Raw genomic sequence first — 14,398 nt, 5'->3', positions numbered from 1 at the left:
TGAATAACAACATGGTAGAACGAGTGATTGCAACAAAAGAGGCTTTAAATTTGATAGAGCTAATTAAGAGTCAGCATGGCGCTATCATGTTTTATCAATCTGGGGGTTGCTGTGATGGCTCAGCGCCGATGTGTTATGTAGAAGGAGATTTTAAAATTGGTGAAAACGATATCTATCTTGGTACAATAGGTGACGTTCCTTTTTACATTCATAGAGCGCAATATGAATATTTTAAGCATACGCAATTGATTATTCATGCGATTGAGGGCAGAGGTGCAAGTTTTTCTTTAGATAGTGTTGAAAATATGCATTTCATTACGAACTCTAGAGTATTCACAACAGAAGAGTACTAAGAAGTAATTATAGAGGGATTCAGTCTAAAAACGCCACATCCTGTGGCATTACCGAAATGACTGACATCGTGTCGGCCTAAGCACAAAACCGATTCCGGACGCATTGTTTATCTGTGCGAAAGCGAAGCGACAGCAACAATTATGCCGAGGCATAATAGATTTGATTGCATCTTTAAATCTATGAAGATTTTTCGAGCAATATTCTTGAAAAAATTATTGAAATATATCAATATAATGAGTGTGAAAGCAATTTTGTACAAAATGTGTCGTTTTGTATTGTATGCGGTTTCACAAACGAATAGATACTGCGACCATGATTTCTTCCTTAATTGACGGTTAAAAAGCGCATAGTGTTGAAGGGGATTTTAAACTAGGTAATAACGAATTCTATCTTGGTACAATAGATGACGTTCCTTTAACATTTTATGTATGGCTGTGATAAGGGAAGAAGACGGAAAGATCATTATCATAGTATAGTAAAAAAGCCGCGATTCTCTTTTATGACGGAGAATCGCGGCTTTTTATAATTAACGGTTTTTGGGGGTATGTATTTGTTAATATCGGTTGAGTTTTCGTTCAATGGAATCTAGACGATTGTTGAGATGTGATAGATGTTTATGCATTTGTCTAAATTGTACACTTTGATTTTGCGCATCGGATGTTCTTGTTTGTTCCTGTGCCTCTTCTTCCTGCAATGCTAAAATGGTGGAGAGGGTTGCTAATGAATACCCTATTGTCAAAACCATTGAAGATATTAATTCTACTTTGGTAGAGGTTACATTTCCACCTTGGATACCTATGTCTTCACCTAGGAGACCTGCTTCTTGACCGCCTAGATTAGGTGGATCATCATTTATGTTTTGTTGATTACGTCTTTTCATTTTTCTCCCTCCCATATACAGCTAATATATGGCATATGAAGTAGTAGCGTATCTTGTCCTAAGCTTTTTACATTAGAAGTAATAATTCTCTCGCTTCTTGTTAAATTGAAAATTCTTAATTTTCTAATAATAAAATTGATTTTTATGGAAAAATAGAGCAATATAGTAGAAATAAACAGTTGTTTTTAGGGGGGATAGATGTGAATAAAGACTTTAAATATTGTAAAGAATCAAGAGTTATGCGTACAAGTCGCGTTTTTCCGAATGATATTAACAATCATAATACACTATTTGGCGGTCGATTAATGAGTGACATCGATCTAGTAGCTTCAATTTCCGCTGCTAAACATAGTCGTAGAGATTGTGTCACAGCCTCAACGGATTCTGTAGACTTCCTGCATCCAATACGCCCGACCGATTCTGTCTATTTCGAATCTTATGTAACGTGGACAGGGACATCTTCAATGGAAGTTTTTGTAAAGGTCATTTCTGAGAATTTGAAAACGGGCGAACGCAAGGTAGCGGCAACAGCATTATTAACCTTTGTTGCATTAGATGAAAATAATAAACCAACGCCAGTGCCATCTGTCATTCCGGAAACAGTAGAGGAGACAAAGCTACATGAAACCGCAGCTGTACGAGCAAAAGCGCGTGCAGAGCGTAAAAAGGAAAGTAAGGCAATGGCCCAATTCATTTCCATGAACGATCCATGGGATTGCTCGAAATGATGGAGAACTACAAAAGGCATCTGATAACTATACAGATGCCCTTTTCGTTTTTAAATTTCTGTCACTGTTACTTGTGGTGTGCCGAAACGAGATTTAGCACCGTGCATAACTGGTCCTACATAGTCATTTAATGCCCAACCGTGAGCGATTGCAGCTGAAACGAATTCTTTTGCTTCGATTACAGCCTCTTTTACTGAAAGACCGTTTGCCAAGTTTGCTGTTACTGAAGCAGCAAATGTGCAGCCTGCCCCATGGTTATAAGTAGAAGCGACTTTTTCAGATTCTAATAAGTAGAATTTTTCACCGTCGAAGAATAAGTCAGTCGCTTTTTCAGTAGCTAATGCTTTTCCACCTTTAATCACAACAGCTTTGGCACCAAGTTCGTGGATTTTACGAGCTGTTGTTTTCATTTCCTCGATTGTTCTTGGTGTGCCAGTTCCGGCTAATTGCCCGGCCTCAAACAGGTTAGGTGTTGTAACTGCGGCTAAAGGTAAAAGATGTTGAATCATTGCATCTGTGTTACCAGGGTTCAAAACTTCATCTTCTCCTTTACATACCATTACAGGATCAATAACAACATTTGCCGTACCAGATTTTGCAATAGCATCACCTGCGATACGAATAATTTCTTCAGTTGATAGCATACCGGTTTTTATAGCGTCAATGCCTGTTGAAAGAGCCGTATCGATTTGTTTTTGCAAAAGCTCTGTCGGTAATGGCGTTACGTTATGAGTCCAACCGTTTGGATCCATTGTTACGACAACTGTTAATGCCACCATGCCATATGTGCCGTGCTCTTGAAATGTTTTAAGGTCGGCTTGCATACCTGCGCCGCCTGATGTATCTGAACCAGCAATCGTTAAAGTTTTTTTAAGAACCATGTGGAAGATCTCCTTTATAGATGGAATTTTAAAATTATCATCTAGTATAGTCTTATTCTGGGTGTATAAAAATAGTCAGAATTATATATTTTCACAAGGTCAGTTTAACTTCTTTTTCTGATGCTTGAATTCAACATTATTTTTTTGTACCGTTGTAAGAAGAGAAAGGGGCTTATATTACGATGAAACAAGCATTCCCGAATGATTGGCAAGAAATACTTGTAGAAGAAATAGAAAAAACATACTATACAAAGCTACGTCAATTTGTAGCAGATGAATATGCAGCACAAACAATTTATCCCCCGATAAATGACATAATGAATGCATTTTATATGACGGCTTATCATGACGTAAAGGTCGTAATTTTAGGTCAGGATCCGTATCATGGACCAAACCAAGCACATGGATTAAGCTTTTCAGTCATGCCGGGAATCCCACATCCACCAAGCCTACGAAATATGCTAAAGGAATTACAGGATGATCTTGGCTGTCCAAGCCCTCAGAACGGAACATTAACAAAATGGGCACAGCAGGGTGTAATGTTATTGAACACTGTATTAACTGTTCGAGCAGGTCAGGCGAACTCCCATAAAGAACAAGGATGGGAGCAATTTACGGATGCTGTCATCGATAAATTAGCATCAAGAGATAAACCAATTATTTTTGTGCTTTGGGGTAAACCAGCACAACGAAAAAAACAATTAATTCGTAAATACTCAACGCCACATTTAATTTTAGAAGCACCTCATCCAAGTCCACTTAGTGCTTATCGAGGTTTTTTTGGCAGTAAACCATATTCGAAGATCAATGCACAGTTAGTGGAATGGGGAGAGCAACCAATTGATTGGTCTCTAGCTTAGATTGGCACAAATCATATATCTTCATTCAAATGTTTTGTAGCAAAAGTGAAGCATCAACTATAATAGACTCCTACCTCTGAGGATGGTTACCTGAATGAAGATAAGCCTCCGGCGGATGTCACGGATTTTGAATTGTGCTGGCACAATTCAAAATCCGGACGCAATTACGCCAAGGCGAAATTGATACACTTATAATTTCATGTTACAGTTTATAATAGAAGAAAGTGAGGAACAACGATGAAGGTAAATTGTTTCAAATGTCAATATTTCAAAGTAACATGGGACCCACAAACGCCGCGGGCCTGTGTAGCATATGGCTTTAAAACGAAGCAAATACCATCCGTTGTCGTTAAACAATCCTCTAGCACGGACTGTCTAAAGTTTGTGCCAAAAGCAGAAAGTGGGAGAATGCAATGATTCCTTATCAAGCCGTTATTCAACAACTAGAAAAACAATTATCTGGTGTCAAAAATGCTGGAAACGAACAACAAATTCGTGAAGCCTTAACAGCAATCCGAGCATTATGCGATGTGGTATTAGACGCATCTGACGGAATTTCTAAAGCGCAGTCAAAACATCTGCCACAAATGCTAGTATCAGAGCCAAAGCAAACAAGTTTATATACAGCAAAAATTGAAGAAGAAGATGGATCAAATGGTGATTCAATTTTTGACTTTTAATCATGATTAAAGGTAGGGTAAATGATATGAAAAAATTTATCGTGACAGGTGCACTTCACGGCTTTTTAGCAGTGGCACTTGGTGCATTCGGTGCACATGCTTTAAAAGAAGTTCTAGACGATTATAGTCGCGGGATTTGGGAAACAGCTGTGCAGTACCAGATGTTTCAAGCTACGGCTATCCTTATTATTGGTATATTGATGAGCTCCAAACTACTAGGTGAGGTCAAGCAGTTAAATTTGGCTGGAATCTTTTTCAACCTAGGTATTGTCTTCTTTTCAGGAAGCTTATATGTACTGGCAATCAGCGGCGTTAAAGTTCTAGGTGCCATTACACCAATTGGTGGTGTTCTATTTTTAGCTGGCTGGGTTTTAATTATAGTAGCTGCGCTTAAACATGCTCGATAAAATTCAGTTGAATATAGATATTCCTACAAAGTTACTCCTTTGCACTATGTGTGAGGGAGTTTTTGTTTATTACAAACATGTATGTGGATTAGCCATTTTTATCCACCTTGATTTATTAGAAGGCGCTGATTTCCGCTGCGGGCTACTCGCTTTCCTGCGGGAAGCTTTGCTCTGCGACGGGAGCACTCGAGTAGCCCTACGCTACAATCAGTTGAATGAGAATATATTAGCAAAATAGCAATAAAAAACTCTTTTTATCGCTCAATAATAAACCTATTTTTTCCTAATCAACGATATAATTTCTATAGAATGGTAGTTTTAATTCCTATTGTTTTTGTAAGGATTTATAGTACACTATAGTTATCAAATAAGTTCGACAAATGGGAAGTGGGGTTTTGTAATATGGAGAAGCTTTTTACTTTACTAGATCATAACTATGATGAAATGGTAGCGATTCGTCGTCATCTACATGAATATCCGGAATTATCCTTTGAGGAAGTGGAAACACCAGCGTATGTAGCTGCTTTTCATCGAGCGTTAGGACATGAGGTTCGTGAGCATGTAGGCGAACGTGGTGTTGTTGCAACTTTACGTGGAGGGAAGCCGGGTAAAACAGTGGCATTACGTGCTGATTTTGATGCACTAGCCATTCAGGAGGAAAATGACATTCCTTATAAGTCAAAAGTAGATGGTAAAATGCATGCATGTGGACATGATGGTCATACTGCAACATTACTAGGGCTTGCTAAAGCTTTGCATGCAATGAAGGATGACATTGCAGGTAATGTAGTTTTTATTCATCAGCATGCAGAAGAAATGGCGCCAGGTGGAGCAAAACCTATGATTGAAGATGGCTGTCTAGACGGGGTAGATGTTATTTTCGGTACACATTTATGGGCCCCTACACCATTGGGCGATATATTGGTGAGAGATGGGGCAATTATGGCTGCCGCGGATAAGGTGGAAATTACGATTCAAGGTAAAGGTGGTCACGGTGCGGAGCCGCATCATTCTATTGATGCTGTTACACTTGCGTCGCAGTTTGTAGTCAATGCGCAGCAGGTTATATCTCGCCGCATTGATCCATTAAAATCAGCTGTTTTAACAATTGGTCATTTTGAGGCCATTAATCCATTTAATGTTATTGCAGAACGAGTAGTGTTAGCTGGAACAGTCCGAACTTTTGAGGAGTCGGTACGCAAACAAATGGAGCAAGAGCTTGAAGCCGTTTTAAATGCCACTTGTTTGGCCTTTGGTGCAAGCTATGAGTATCGTTATACAAGGGGCTATCCACCTGTTTACAACCACGTGAAAGAAACAGAATTTATTGCACAACTGGCAGCTGATATACCAGGAGTAGAAAATATTATAACGTGCCCACCATTTATGATTGGTGAGGATTTTGCGTATTATTTAGAGAATGTACCAGGTACATTTTTCTTCACGGGTGCTAAAAAGCCAGAGTGGGAAGTAGCATATCCTCATCATCATGCACGCTTTGATTTTGATGAGCGTGCAATGTTGATTGCTGCTAAAACTTTAGGGAAAGCAACATTGCAATTTTTACAGGAAAATCAATAATAAGCTCTCTTAGGGCTTTCAATAAAAATTGGCATGCTAGGAGGTATCCTACCATGCCAATTTTTGATCCAACAGTAAATATCCACGTATATTACTCATTTTATACGAAGGACATTTGCGGACAATCAAAAAAATGAGACCCAATTGGGAGCCAAAACGAAACTTGTATTGCAACGAAGTATGAGCAAAACGTAGCGAAGGAGTACCCTTTTGCTCTGATCCTCCTTGCTATTGAGGAGTGGAATTTAGAAAAAAATACGAACTTATGAATAGCTCATTTCAATTATGGATTTTGGTTAAAATAAGCCATTTCTTCATCATATTCAGCAAAATCAAAGTAAATCATTGGGAATAGGAAACGATGATTTGATTTGAGTTCACGTAAAATAACATGGTCTCGGCCAGCAGCTTCTACAACGCCTCGCACTATTTTCGTGTTTTTTCCTGGCTCAACCGCATGCTCGAAGGAAAAATGGAAAGTACCAGGCTTTCCGCGATTCAAACGAAAAATATTTTCAATATACGATTGCTCCCGTCCAGGTGGTCGTGCTCCAGTCGTCTGTGGAGGCATTACCTGTGGAGGCATTTGTTGTTGCGTTGTCGGTGTCCAATAATAAGGCATCATAAGTTATCAACCTTCTTTCTTTTAGATTTGAGAACAATCTTCTTCGGTTGGCGAGAAGAAGCAATGTGCTTTGAATCTTCCCGTGTTCCACTGACCATACCATTGTGCTGGACAATCTCCCTCAGGTCTGAAAAACCATAATGAACGAGTCGCCGGATGGAATCTTCGCCTTGAATAACTCTCCTTGCTAATCGGAGGTCTTGATCACGTGCTCGTTGATAAAAATAGCCTTTTACTGTCGCTTCAAAGCCCCCAGGACGCTGATAAACTATTTGTTCAATTGTACGAACATCCGTAAAATCTAAACAATCTGCTCGTACACGATTGACGCCAACATTGCCGACCATCAGCTTACCTAAGTTCCCTTCACCTTCTGCCTCGGCGCGCATAAGCCTTGCTAGCATGGCTGTTTGTGCATCATTCGTCTTTATAACAGCGATTTTTACTCCTCCTCGCAGACAGTATATGCATGATGGTATTGTAGACATGTTCAATTTCGATGAAAGAAATTCACAATTTAAAATTGCTAAGCATATATTAGTAATGACGAGTCGTTTGTAAAAGAGGGCCAGGTTTAAAAAAATTTGATTCATGACCATAACGTGGGGTTGATTCGCATAGGCCGTGTAACTTTAGCCATCATCTACTACGTTCGCTCCAGATATTATCTGTGACGCTAATCCCCAAGATATCTCCTAGATTCCGCTCAATTAAATGGCATGCGTTTTAACAAATTTCAGCCCCAACTTTGGTGATACGCCTAATTTTTATAAAATGGGTAAAGAGAGAATAGAAAATATAATCGGAACGTGAGATAGGGAATTGCATGTGTATTGAATACATGTGAGGTGACAAGGTATGGAGATTGGTGTTTGGGTAGGTATTTTGTTGAGTGCTGTGCTGGCATTTTTAGTAGGGAGTTTTTACGGACAGCCACTCCATTGGTATCTCTTTATATTAATAATCGTAGTAGGATTTTTCATTAATACGATTATCTTAATTTTGAAGGTTAAGGATGAAAGGTCTTAAGGTACAGTGCAGCCATATGAAAATAAGAAAGTGTCATCGTAATGGGTGACACTTTCTTATTTTTTGATTGAGTAGGTGGAATCTGATGTTTTGCAAGTATATTAAAAATAAACGGTGACATACTAAAGTTGGAAATTATTTTTTTGCTTGCATGAAGGAGTGTTATAATGCATATTTTTGGTACGTTTGTAGCAATTATCATAAGTGCATTCATCGCCGTTGGAATAGCAGAATACTATCACCAACCTTATAATTGGTATTTAGTTTTCTTGATGATTCTAGCTGGTTTTTTTATTCATACAATTATTTTAATATTGGAAACAGAGAACAGCGAAGAAAACGAATACTAAAAAATGCGAGTCCGATTGTATGGACTCGCGTTTTTATATTTACAGGAATTTAAATTAGACAGTTAAGAATGTCACAAGTTTTTCTTGATCAAGAAGGTTACCAACGAAGAATGCACCGAACTCACCGTAGCGAGCTGAAACTTCATCAAACCGCATTTCATATACTAATTTTTTGAATTGTAGTACGTCATCTGCGAATAGTGTTACGCCCCATTCGTGATCGTCGAAGCCAACAGAACCAGTAATAATTTGTTTAACTTTACCAGCGTAGCCACGACCAATCATACCATGAGAACGCATTAGAGATTTGCGTTCATCCATTGGAAGCATGTACCAATTATCGTTGCCTTGACGACGCTTATCCATTGGATAGAAGCATACATGCTTAGCACGAGGAAGTTCAGGATATAGACGAGCACGCACATGTGGATTTTGGTAAGGGTCTTCGTCTGAATCACCTGCTAAATAGTTAGAAAGCTCTACAACAGATACATATGAATATGTAGGAATTGTAAAATCAGCAATCGCTAATTTATTGAATTCAGCTTCAAGCTCTTGTAGCTCCTCCATTGTTTCACGTAAAGTCATAATCATAAAGTCAGCTTTTTGACCAACGATTGCGTAAAATGCATGGGCACCTGTTTTAGCGATATCAGCTTCGTTTAATTTTTCTAAATAGGCAATGAATTCTTCTACTGCTGCTTGGCGTTCCTCAGCAGAAACTAGTTTCCATGAAGCCCAGTCGATTGAGCGAAAATCATGTAAAGCGTACCAACCATCTAAAGTAATTGCTGCTTCATTCATTATTAAAAACACTCCTTTATAAGTGAATACCATTCAAATTTTAGTTTATCATAGTTTGTACAAATTCCCTAAGTTCATGATAGCATTTCACGAATTTGACACCTTCCATAGATAATGTATTCTAAAGAGAAGAGATGTAAAAAGAGGAGCTCCAATCATGAAAAGTATTTTACAACAGCCGATTTGGCGTTTTTACGATCAATCCATTAGCGCGAAGCAAAGATCGCCGCTTGAATCCTTTGCAACAGACGATACTTTATGTCAGCTAGTTGGGCAATTAGCCTCTCCGCCAACTATTCGTACATGGGTAACTAAACTGTTACGATAAATTTAGACAAAACTATACAAATCTGTATAGAAGCATAGATTTATAACAGAATACCCTTCGTATCAAGCGATTGGTGCGAACTCCACGTTAATTGCTTTTAACTCCTAAAGCCTTGTGACCAAAGCGGAGCTGGAAACGGCAGACGTAACGGTGCGAAAGCAGAAAAAACAACAAGGATGGCATAAGCTGAAAAAAATTACTCAGTGTCCGTAAAGGATCATCGTGACAACGGAAAACGGTAGCGCTAAGTGCTTTGGCAATGGATGTTTAGCAGCGAACTCCTAAATCTCTCATGAGACAAGGAAGACGTTCAACGACTATCTCCTTGAGGGAGAGTAAAACCGCAAGCGAATGGCGGAAGAAAAATGTGGCTCTTATCAGAAGATAAGATGAAGATATAGTCTGCGCTTATGTGAAAGCATAAGAGGTCTACTTGTGAGAGAAAGACTGCATGAAGGGTTGCGCCTTCGTGTGAACAAGAAAAATAGATACAAATTTTAAAAATGTTAACAACCTCTCTAAATAGGGTAAAGTGATTTTATCATAGCGAAAGAGAGGTAGTGCACATGGAATGAATGTCCATTGGAAAATTTGCTAAACGCTGTAATTCGTAATTTTTATAAGCGACTTAACGACATCCGAACAAACCATTTACATCAGTGTTCTAATGAGATTGTGAAAACCAAGCCATCTCGTATTGTAATGGAACATTTAAATGTAAAAGGGTTGATGAAAAATAAACATCTGGCGAAGGCGGTAGCCGGGCTATGAATTTAAACGACAAATTCAATATAAATGTGAAAAGAAAAGTATGGAATTGAATTTGTTGAAGCCGACAGATGGTTTCCATCATCAAAAACTTGTTCTTCTTGTGGACAAATCAAATCCTATTTGAGACTGAAAGACAGATTATTTATCTGCTCTTGCGGATTAAAGCTGGATAGAGATTTGAACGCAATGATTAACTTAGCAAATTATTCAATCTAAGGAATTTAACTGAAACTAATCCTTAGATGTGTACGCAACGATACTGCGGAATTTAAGCCTTTGGAGAGTCATACTAAATGGCAGTAGCTTCGGCGAAACCAGACTCGGAGAATAAGGAAGACACAAAACGAAAGTCATAAGATATAAGTTGTGTCACAGTAGAGATGTCTACATTTTTTAAGAAATGTATATGTTTTTCGTATCGGTACATGATGCATCTGTCGTGCTCGGTATTCAGGATCACCGTTTACCATATGTGCAGCACGGTATGGACTTGCTCAAAGCACATGGCTATCATCCTATTGTACGCAATTCAGGCGGATTAGCAGTTGTGCTTGATGAAGGTGTACTGAATGTTTCAATTGTATTATCTGAACAAACGGAAGCGCTTAGTATTAATGATGGTTATGATGTAATGGTAGCTTTAGTAAAAAGCTTGTTCCCTGAAGTAGCAGATCAAATTGAAGCCTACGAAATTGTAGGCTCCTATTGTCCGGGTTCCTATGATTTAAGTATTAAAGGAAAGAAATTTGCTGGTATTTCTCAGAGACGCTTACGTCAAGGGGTAGCAGTGCAAATTTATTTATGTATTGAAGGAAGCGGCTCAGAACGAGCAGCACTCATTCGTGACTTTTATGCGGTAAGTCTAAAAGGTGAGGAAACAAAATTTACGTATCCTACTATTGTCCCTGATGTGATGGCGTCATTATCTGAACTTATAGACGCATCATTAACAGTGGAAGCTGTAATTATTCGTTTACAGCAACTTCTTCACAATATGGCAGAAGAAATTCGAGTTGAATCTTTTCATGATGAAGAAATAACGCTATATGCGTTTTATTTACAACGTATTTTAGAACGGAATACGAAAATGCTTGAACCGAAGTGAAGCATAATCAGTGAGGGGTACCACGCGAGATAGATCGTTTCAAAGAAAAAAAGCGATGCTGCTAATTAAGCGCATCGCCATTTTCTTGAAAAGGGCTACTTACAACAAGATTTCCGTTTTTCTCCATTTTGAAAACAGGTGCAATTCGTTCATCCTCTTCATCTAGTGTTACTAGTCGTCTAGCACGGTTCATAATTTGTACAAATTGTTCGTAATCTTTTCGAATAGCTCTATTTTCTTCTTCTAGCTGTGTAATGGTTTTCTCTAGTTTTTTATTTTTCTCAGATGTTACGTGTACTAGTTGTCTCCATTTTGTAGACTCATTACCTATTTCACCAGAGTGTTGTAAACGTAGTAAATAGGCTATGACAATATCAAGATTTAATGCAGATAGAGGAATTGATTTACCCTCTGCGGCGCTACTATTGACTGTAAACATACTAGAAGCACGGCGTCTTGCTGGAGCTCCTAACACTCGCATTCTTTCTTTTCTTTCTTTTTTGGCTTCTGATAATTGTTCCTCGTATTCTTTGCGAACAACAGCATTCCAACGAAAACCACATGCAGCAGCAGTACGATTTAAAGCATCACCAGCTTCTTCAAAGGCATTTAACTGTGTACTACCTTCCGTCACATGACGAATAACCGCCTCTGCTAATAATTCATCATTTTCTTCTAACCAAGCATCTTGTCTGACTTTACTCATATTAAAATCCTCCCACCTTTATTTGGAACTTTTTATTTACAACTAGCATGACCAATCTTTTAACCTTTTATTCATCTATGTGGAAGGAATTATTATGCTTGAATACAAGGGGAAAAATGCGATACAATACCCGATGTAGGTTTGTACGTATGCTACATACTTAACTATGTGAAAGTCATACGTTCAATAGAGACGAATTTTTGATTTTTTGATTAAAAAAATACTATATAGAAAGGGTTGTTGACAAAATGGCAAACGAATTTAAAGTTTGCGATGAATGTCAGGCCGTTAACTTAAAAACGTTAATTCCAAAATTAAAGGAAATCGATCCTGATGCAACCATCGAAATTGGCTGTCATTCCTATTGCGGCCCAGGACGTAAAAAAACATTTACCTTTGTAAATAGCCGTCCTGTTGCTGCATTAACGGAAGAAGAACTAATGGAAAAGGTTTTAGCAAAGTTAAAGAAATAAATAAACAAAACGCTATCTTCACTAGTCTAGTTGGAGATAGTTTTTGTTTTTTTTGTATGGATTTTTAATATCGACGGAAAGAAGAGTTAGAACGACGGAAAGAATCGACGAAGCGACGGAAAGAACTATCGAAGTGACGGAAAGAAGAGCCAGGGCGACGGAAAGCCATGCAGGCGACGGATAGAAGAGGCGAACCGACGGAAAGAACTATCGAAGTGACGGAAAGAAGAGCCAAAGAGACGGAAAGAACCGTCGAAGCGACGGAAGGTTCACGTTCAAATCGCCTCATCACTTGGAAATTAGGTCAATAGAAACCTAAAATAAGTCGAGAATACAGTGAGTTAGGTTGATAGTCTCTATAATTAAAAGGTAATATGTATGCTAGTCCTGTATTTATCGCATATAATAGAACAAATAGGAAACGGGGGTGCTGTACAATTGACACATTATGCAAAAGCTAAATTACAAGAGGAAAAAGTATTCAAGGATCCAGTGCATCGCTATGTGCATGTACGGGATCAAGTAATTTGGGATCTAGTTGGCACGAAAGAATTTCAGCGACTACGTCGAATTCGCCAGCTCGGTACAACATTTTTAGTATTCCATGGAGCAGAGCATAGCCGCTTTAGTCACTCACTTGGCGTTTACGAAATTGTACGCCGCATAGTAGATGATATATTTGCAGGTCGTCCGGAATGGGATGAAGATGAACGCCTGCTTGTGCTTTGTGCAGCCCTATTACACGATTTAGGGCATGGGCCATTTTCACATGCCTTTGAAAATGTTTTTGAGCTCGATCATGAATTTTATACAAGACAAATTTTGCTCGGTGATACAGAAGTGAATGCCGTATTAAAAAAAGTATCGGCTGATTTCCCAGAGAAAGTATCACAGGTCATTGAAAAAACATATCCGAATAAGCAGGTCGTTAGTTTAATATCAAGTCAAATCGACGCTGATCGTATGGATTACCTACAGCGCGATGCTTATTTCACTGGTGTAAGCTATGGTCATTTTGATATGGAGCGTATTTTAAGAGTAATGCGTCCACGAAAAAATCAGGTCGTTATCAAGGCGACGGGGATGCATGCGGTAGAGGATTATATAATGAGCCGCTACCAAATGTACTTACAAATTTATTTCCACCCAGTATCTCGCAGTGCAGAGGTTGTATTAAATAATATTTTAAAACGAGCTAAGCAACTAAGCTTGGCGGGCTATAAATTTAAGCACGAGCCTACACACTTTTTAGCATTTTTCCGCAACTCCATTACGCTTGAGGATTATCTTGCATTAGATGAGAGTATTCTTTTTACATATTTTCAACTTTGGATGCAAGAAGAAGATGCTATATTAAGTGACTTAAGCCGCCGCTTTGTCAATCGAAAGCTATTTCAGTACATCGATTTAGATCCAGGTGTAGAGCTAGATAAATATCAAAAACTACAAGAGCTCTTCAAGCAAGCTGATTTAAATCCAGAATATTATCTTGTCCACGATACGACAGCAGATTTACCTTATGACTTTTATCGACCAGGAGAAGAAGAAGTCCGTGTTCCTATTTTCTTAGAAATGAAAAATGGAGAGCTACGAGAGCTTTCACGTGAATCTATTATTGTTGATTCTATTTCCGGCCGCATGAAGCGAGATCATAAAGTATATTTCCCACTAGATTTCCTAGAGGACAACAGTACTCATACTGCTGTGAAGAAACAAATATTAGCCTTGATTCAAGCACAGGGAAAAAATTAATAAAAAATTTTTATGTATAAAAATGTGTATATTAAATAAAGTGGAATAAATAGTATTCCAACATACCAATAGTGAAAAACAGCG

At 38.4% G+C, this 14,398-nt stretch carries 18 protein-coding genes and 3 pseudogenes; 15 read left to right on the top strand and 6 right to left on the bottom strand.

The window, feature by feature from the left end:
* Window positions 1-11: 11 nt before the first annotated feature.
* Window positions 12-353 (top strand): DUF779 domain-containing protein, encoded by a 342-nt coding sequence (locus ACFCYJ_RS16350; RefSeq protein ID WP_376075031.1) that lies wholly within the window; start codon window positions 12-14, stop codon window positions 351-353.
* Window positions 354-907: 554 nt separating this feature from the next.
* Here ACFCYJ_RS16350 and ACFCYJ_RS16345 read toward each other — a convergent pair.
* On the bottom strand, window positions 908-1,234 hold the full coding sequence (locus ACFCYJ_RS16345; RefSeq protein WP_376075029.1) for a hypothetical protein: 327 nt from the start codon (window positions 1,232-1,234) through the stop codon (window positions 908-910).
* A 239-nt stretch (window positions 1,235-1,473) separates the two neighbouring features.
* On the opposite strand from ACFCYJ_RS16345, the gene ACFCYJ_RS16340 reads away from it, so the two are divergent.
* On the top strand, window positions 1,474-1,962 hold the full coding sequence (locus ACFCYJ_RS16340) for an acyl-CoA thioesterase (protein WP_376075096.1): 489 nt from the start codon (window positions 1,474-1,476) through the stop codon (window positions 1,960-1,962).
* Between the two features lie 50 nt (window positions 1,963-2,012).
* On the opposite strand, the gene thiD is transcribed toward ACFCYJ_RS16340, so the two are convergent.
* The gene (gene thiD, locus ACFCYJ_RS16335; protein WP_376075027.1) at window positions 2,013-2,843 is read right to left on the bottom strand and encodes a bifunctional hydroxymethylpyrimidine kinase/phosphomethylpyrimidine kinase; all 831 of its coding nucleotides are present in this window, start codon (window positions 2,841-2,843) and stop codon (window positions 2,013-2,015) included.
* A gap of 182 nt (window positions 2,844-3,025) precedes the next feature.
* Between thiD and ACFCYJ_RS16330 the strand changes: the two genes are divergently transcribed.
* The 5 genes from ACFCYJ_RS16330 (at window position 3,026) to ACFCYJ_RS16310 (ending at window position 6,371) form a co-directional block, all read left to right on the top strand.
* Window positions 3,026-3,703, top strand: coding sequence for a uracil-DNA glycosylase (locus ACFCYJ_RS16330; RefSeq protein WP_376075025.1), 678 nt, complete (start codon window positions 3,026-3,028; stop codon window positions 3,701-3,703).
* 237 nt (window positions 3,704-3,940) lie between these two features.
* Window positions 3,941-4,120 (top strand): uracil-DNA glycosylase, encoded by a 180-nt coding sequence (locus ACFCYJ_RS16325; RefSeq protein WP_374963953.1) that lies wholly within the window; start codon window positions 3,941-3,943, stop codon window positions 4,118-4,120.
* The gene (locus ACFCYJ_RS16320) at window positions 4,117-4,383 is read left to right on the top strand and encodes a YwdI family protein (protein WP_376075024.1); all 267 of its coding nucleotides are present in this window, start codon (window positions 4,117-4,119) and stop codon (window positions 4,381-4,383) included. Before ACFCYJ_RS16325 ends, ACFCYJ_RS16320 begins: the two co-directional genes overlap by 4 nt.
* 26 nt (window positions 4,384-4,409) lie before the next feature.
* Window positions 4,410-4,790 (top strand): DUF423 domain-containing protein, encoded by a 381-nt coding sequence (locus tag ACFCYJ_RS16315; RefSeq protein WP_249075208.1) that lies wholly within the window; start codon window positions 4,410-4,412, stop codon window positions 4,788-4,790.
* Between the two features lie 402 nt (window positions 4,791-5,192).
* Complete coding sequence (locus ACFCYJ_RS16310) at window positions 5,193-6,371, top strand: M20 family metallopeptidase (protein WP_376075023.1); 1,179 nt, start codon at window positions 5,193-5,195, stop codon at window positions 6,369-6,371.
* 283 nt (window positions 6,372-6,654) lie between these two features.
* On the opposite strand, the gene gerQ is transcribed toward ACFCYJ_RS16310, so the two are convergent.
* Both gerQ and ACFCYJ_RS16300 read right to left on the bottom strand, forming a co-directional pair.
* Window positions 6,655-6,996 (bottom strand): spore coat protein GerQ, encoded by a 342-nt coding sequence (gene gerQ / locus ACFCYJ_RS16305; RefSeq protein ID WP_082172840.1) that lies wholly within the window; start codon window positions 6,994-6,996, stop codon window positions 6,655-6,657.
* Between the two features lie 21 nt (window positions 6,997-7,017).
* Window positions 7,018-7,400: pseudogene (locus tag ACFCYJ_RS16300) on the bottom strand (cell wall hydrolase).
* 792 nt (window positions 7,401-8,192) lie between these two features.
* Here ACFCYJ_RS16300 and ACFCYJ_RS16295 point away from each other — a divergent pair.
* Window positions 8,193-8,375, top strand: a complete 183-nt coding sequence (locus ACFCYJ_RS16295) for a hypothetical protein (protein WP_370048164.1) — start codon at window positions 8,193-8,195, stop codon at window positions 8,373-8,375.
* A 54-nt stretch (window positions 8,376-8,429) separates the two neighbouring features.
* On the opposite strand, the gene hemQ is transcribed toward ACFCYJ_RS16295, so the two are convergent.
* Entirely contained in the window at window positions 8,430-9,179 is a 750-nt protein-coding gene (hemQ, locus tag ACFCYJ_RS16290) for a hydrogen peroxide-dependent heme synthase (protein WP_376075021.1), read from the bottom strand.
* Between the two features lie 157 nt (window positions 9,180-9,336).
* Here hemQ and ACFCYJ_RS16285 point away from each other — a divergent pair.
* The 3 genes and pseudogenes from ACFCYJ_RS16285 to ACFCYJ_RS16275 form a co-directional block, all read left to right on the top strand.
* Window positions 9,337-9,489, top strand: a pseudogene (locus ACFCYJ_RS16285) (octanoyltransferase); the annotation flags it as partial.
* A gap of 624 nt (window positions 9,490-10,113) precedes the next feature.
* Window positions 10,114-10,494, top strand: a pseudogene (locus ACFCYJ_RS16280) (RNA-guided endonuclease InsQ/TnpB family protein); the annotation flags it as partial.
* Window positions 10,495-10,684: 190 nt separating this feature from the next.
* Window positions 10,685-11,383, top strand: a complete 699-nt coding sequence (locus ACFCYJ_RS16275) for a lipoate--protein ligase family protein (RefSeq protein WP_376075019.1) — start codon at window positions 10,685-10,687, stop codon at window positions 11,381-11,383.
* 61 nt (window positions 11,384-11,444) lie between these two features.
* Here the strand turns inward: ACFCYJ_RS16275 and ACFCYJ_RS16270 are convergent, their stop codons facing one another.
* Window positions 11,445-12,089 (bottom strand): RsfA family transcriptional regulator, encoded by a 645-nt coding sequence (locus ACFCYJ_RS16270; RefSeq protein WP_376075017.1) that lies wholly within the window; start codon window positions 12,087-12,089, stop codon window positions 11,445-11,447.
* A 248-nt stretch (window positions 12,090-12,337) separates the two neighbouring features.
* Between ACFCYJ_RS16270 and ACFCYJ_RS16265 the strand changes: the two genes are divergently transcribed.
* The 4 genes from ACFCYJ_RS16265 to ACFCYJ_RS16250 all read left to right on the top strand — a co-directional run bounded on the left by ACFCYJ_RS16265 (window position 12,338) and on the right by ACFCYJ_RS16250 (window position 14,314).
* Window positions 12,338-12,562 carry a YuzB family protein gene (locus ACFCYJ_RS16265; RefSeq protein ID WP_049667962.1) on the top strand — a complete coding sequence of 75 codons (225 nt, stop codon included), beginning with the start codon at window positions 12,338-12,340 and terminating at the stop codon, window positions 12,560-12,562.
* Window positions 12,563-12,605: 43 nt separating this feature from the next.
* Window positions 12,606-12,746: a hypothetical protein gene (locus ACFCYJ_RS16260; protein WP_376075015.1), complete on the top strand. Its 141-nt coding sequence runs from the start codon at window positions 12,606-12,608 to the stop codon at window positions 12,744-12,746.
* Window positions 12,730-12,873 carry a hypothetical protein gene (locus ACFCYJ_RS16255; RefSeq protein WP_376075014.1) on the top strand — a complete coding sequence of 48 codons (144 nt, stop codon included), beginning with the start codon at window positions 12,730-12,732 and terminating at the stop codon, window positions 12,871-12,873. Before ACFCYJ_RS16260 ends, ACFCYJ_RS16255 begins: the two co-directional genes overlap by 17 nt.
* A 67-nt stretch (window positions 12,874-12,940) precedes the next feature.
* Window positions 12,941-14,314 (top strand): HD domain-containing protein, encoded by a 1,374-nt coding sequence (locus ACFCYJ_RS16250; RefSeq protein WP_376075012.1) that lies wholly within the window; start codon window positions 12,941-12,943, stop codon window positions 14,312-14,314.
* Window positions 14,315-14,398 lie beyond the last annotated feature (84 nt).

The organism is Lysinibacillus sp. NPDC056232, assembly GCF_042267565.1.
GTDB lineage: Bacteria > Bacillota > Bacilli > Bacillales_A > Planococcaceae > Lysinibacillus.
The sequence above is the reverse complement of the archived record's forward strand: the minus strand, read 5'-3'. Positions and strand labels throughout refer to the sequence as shown.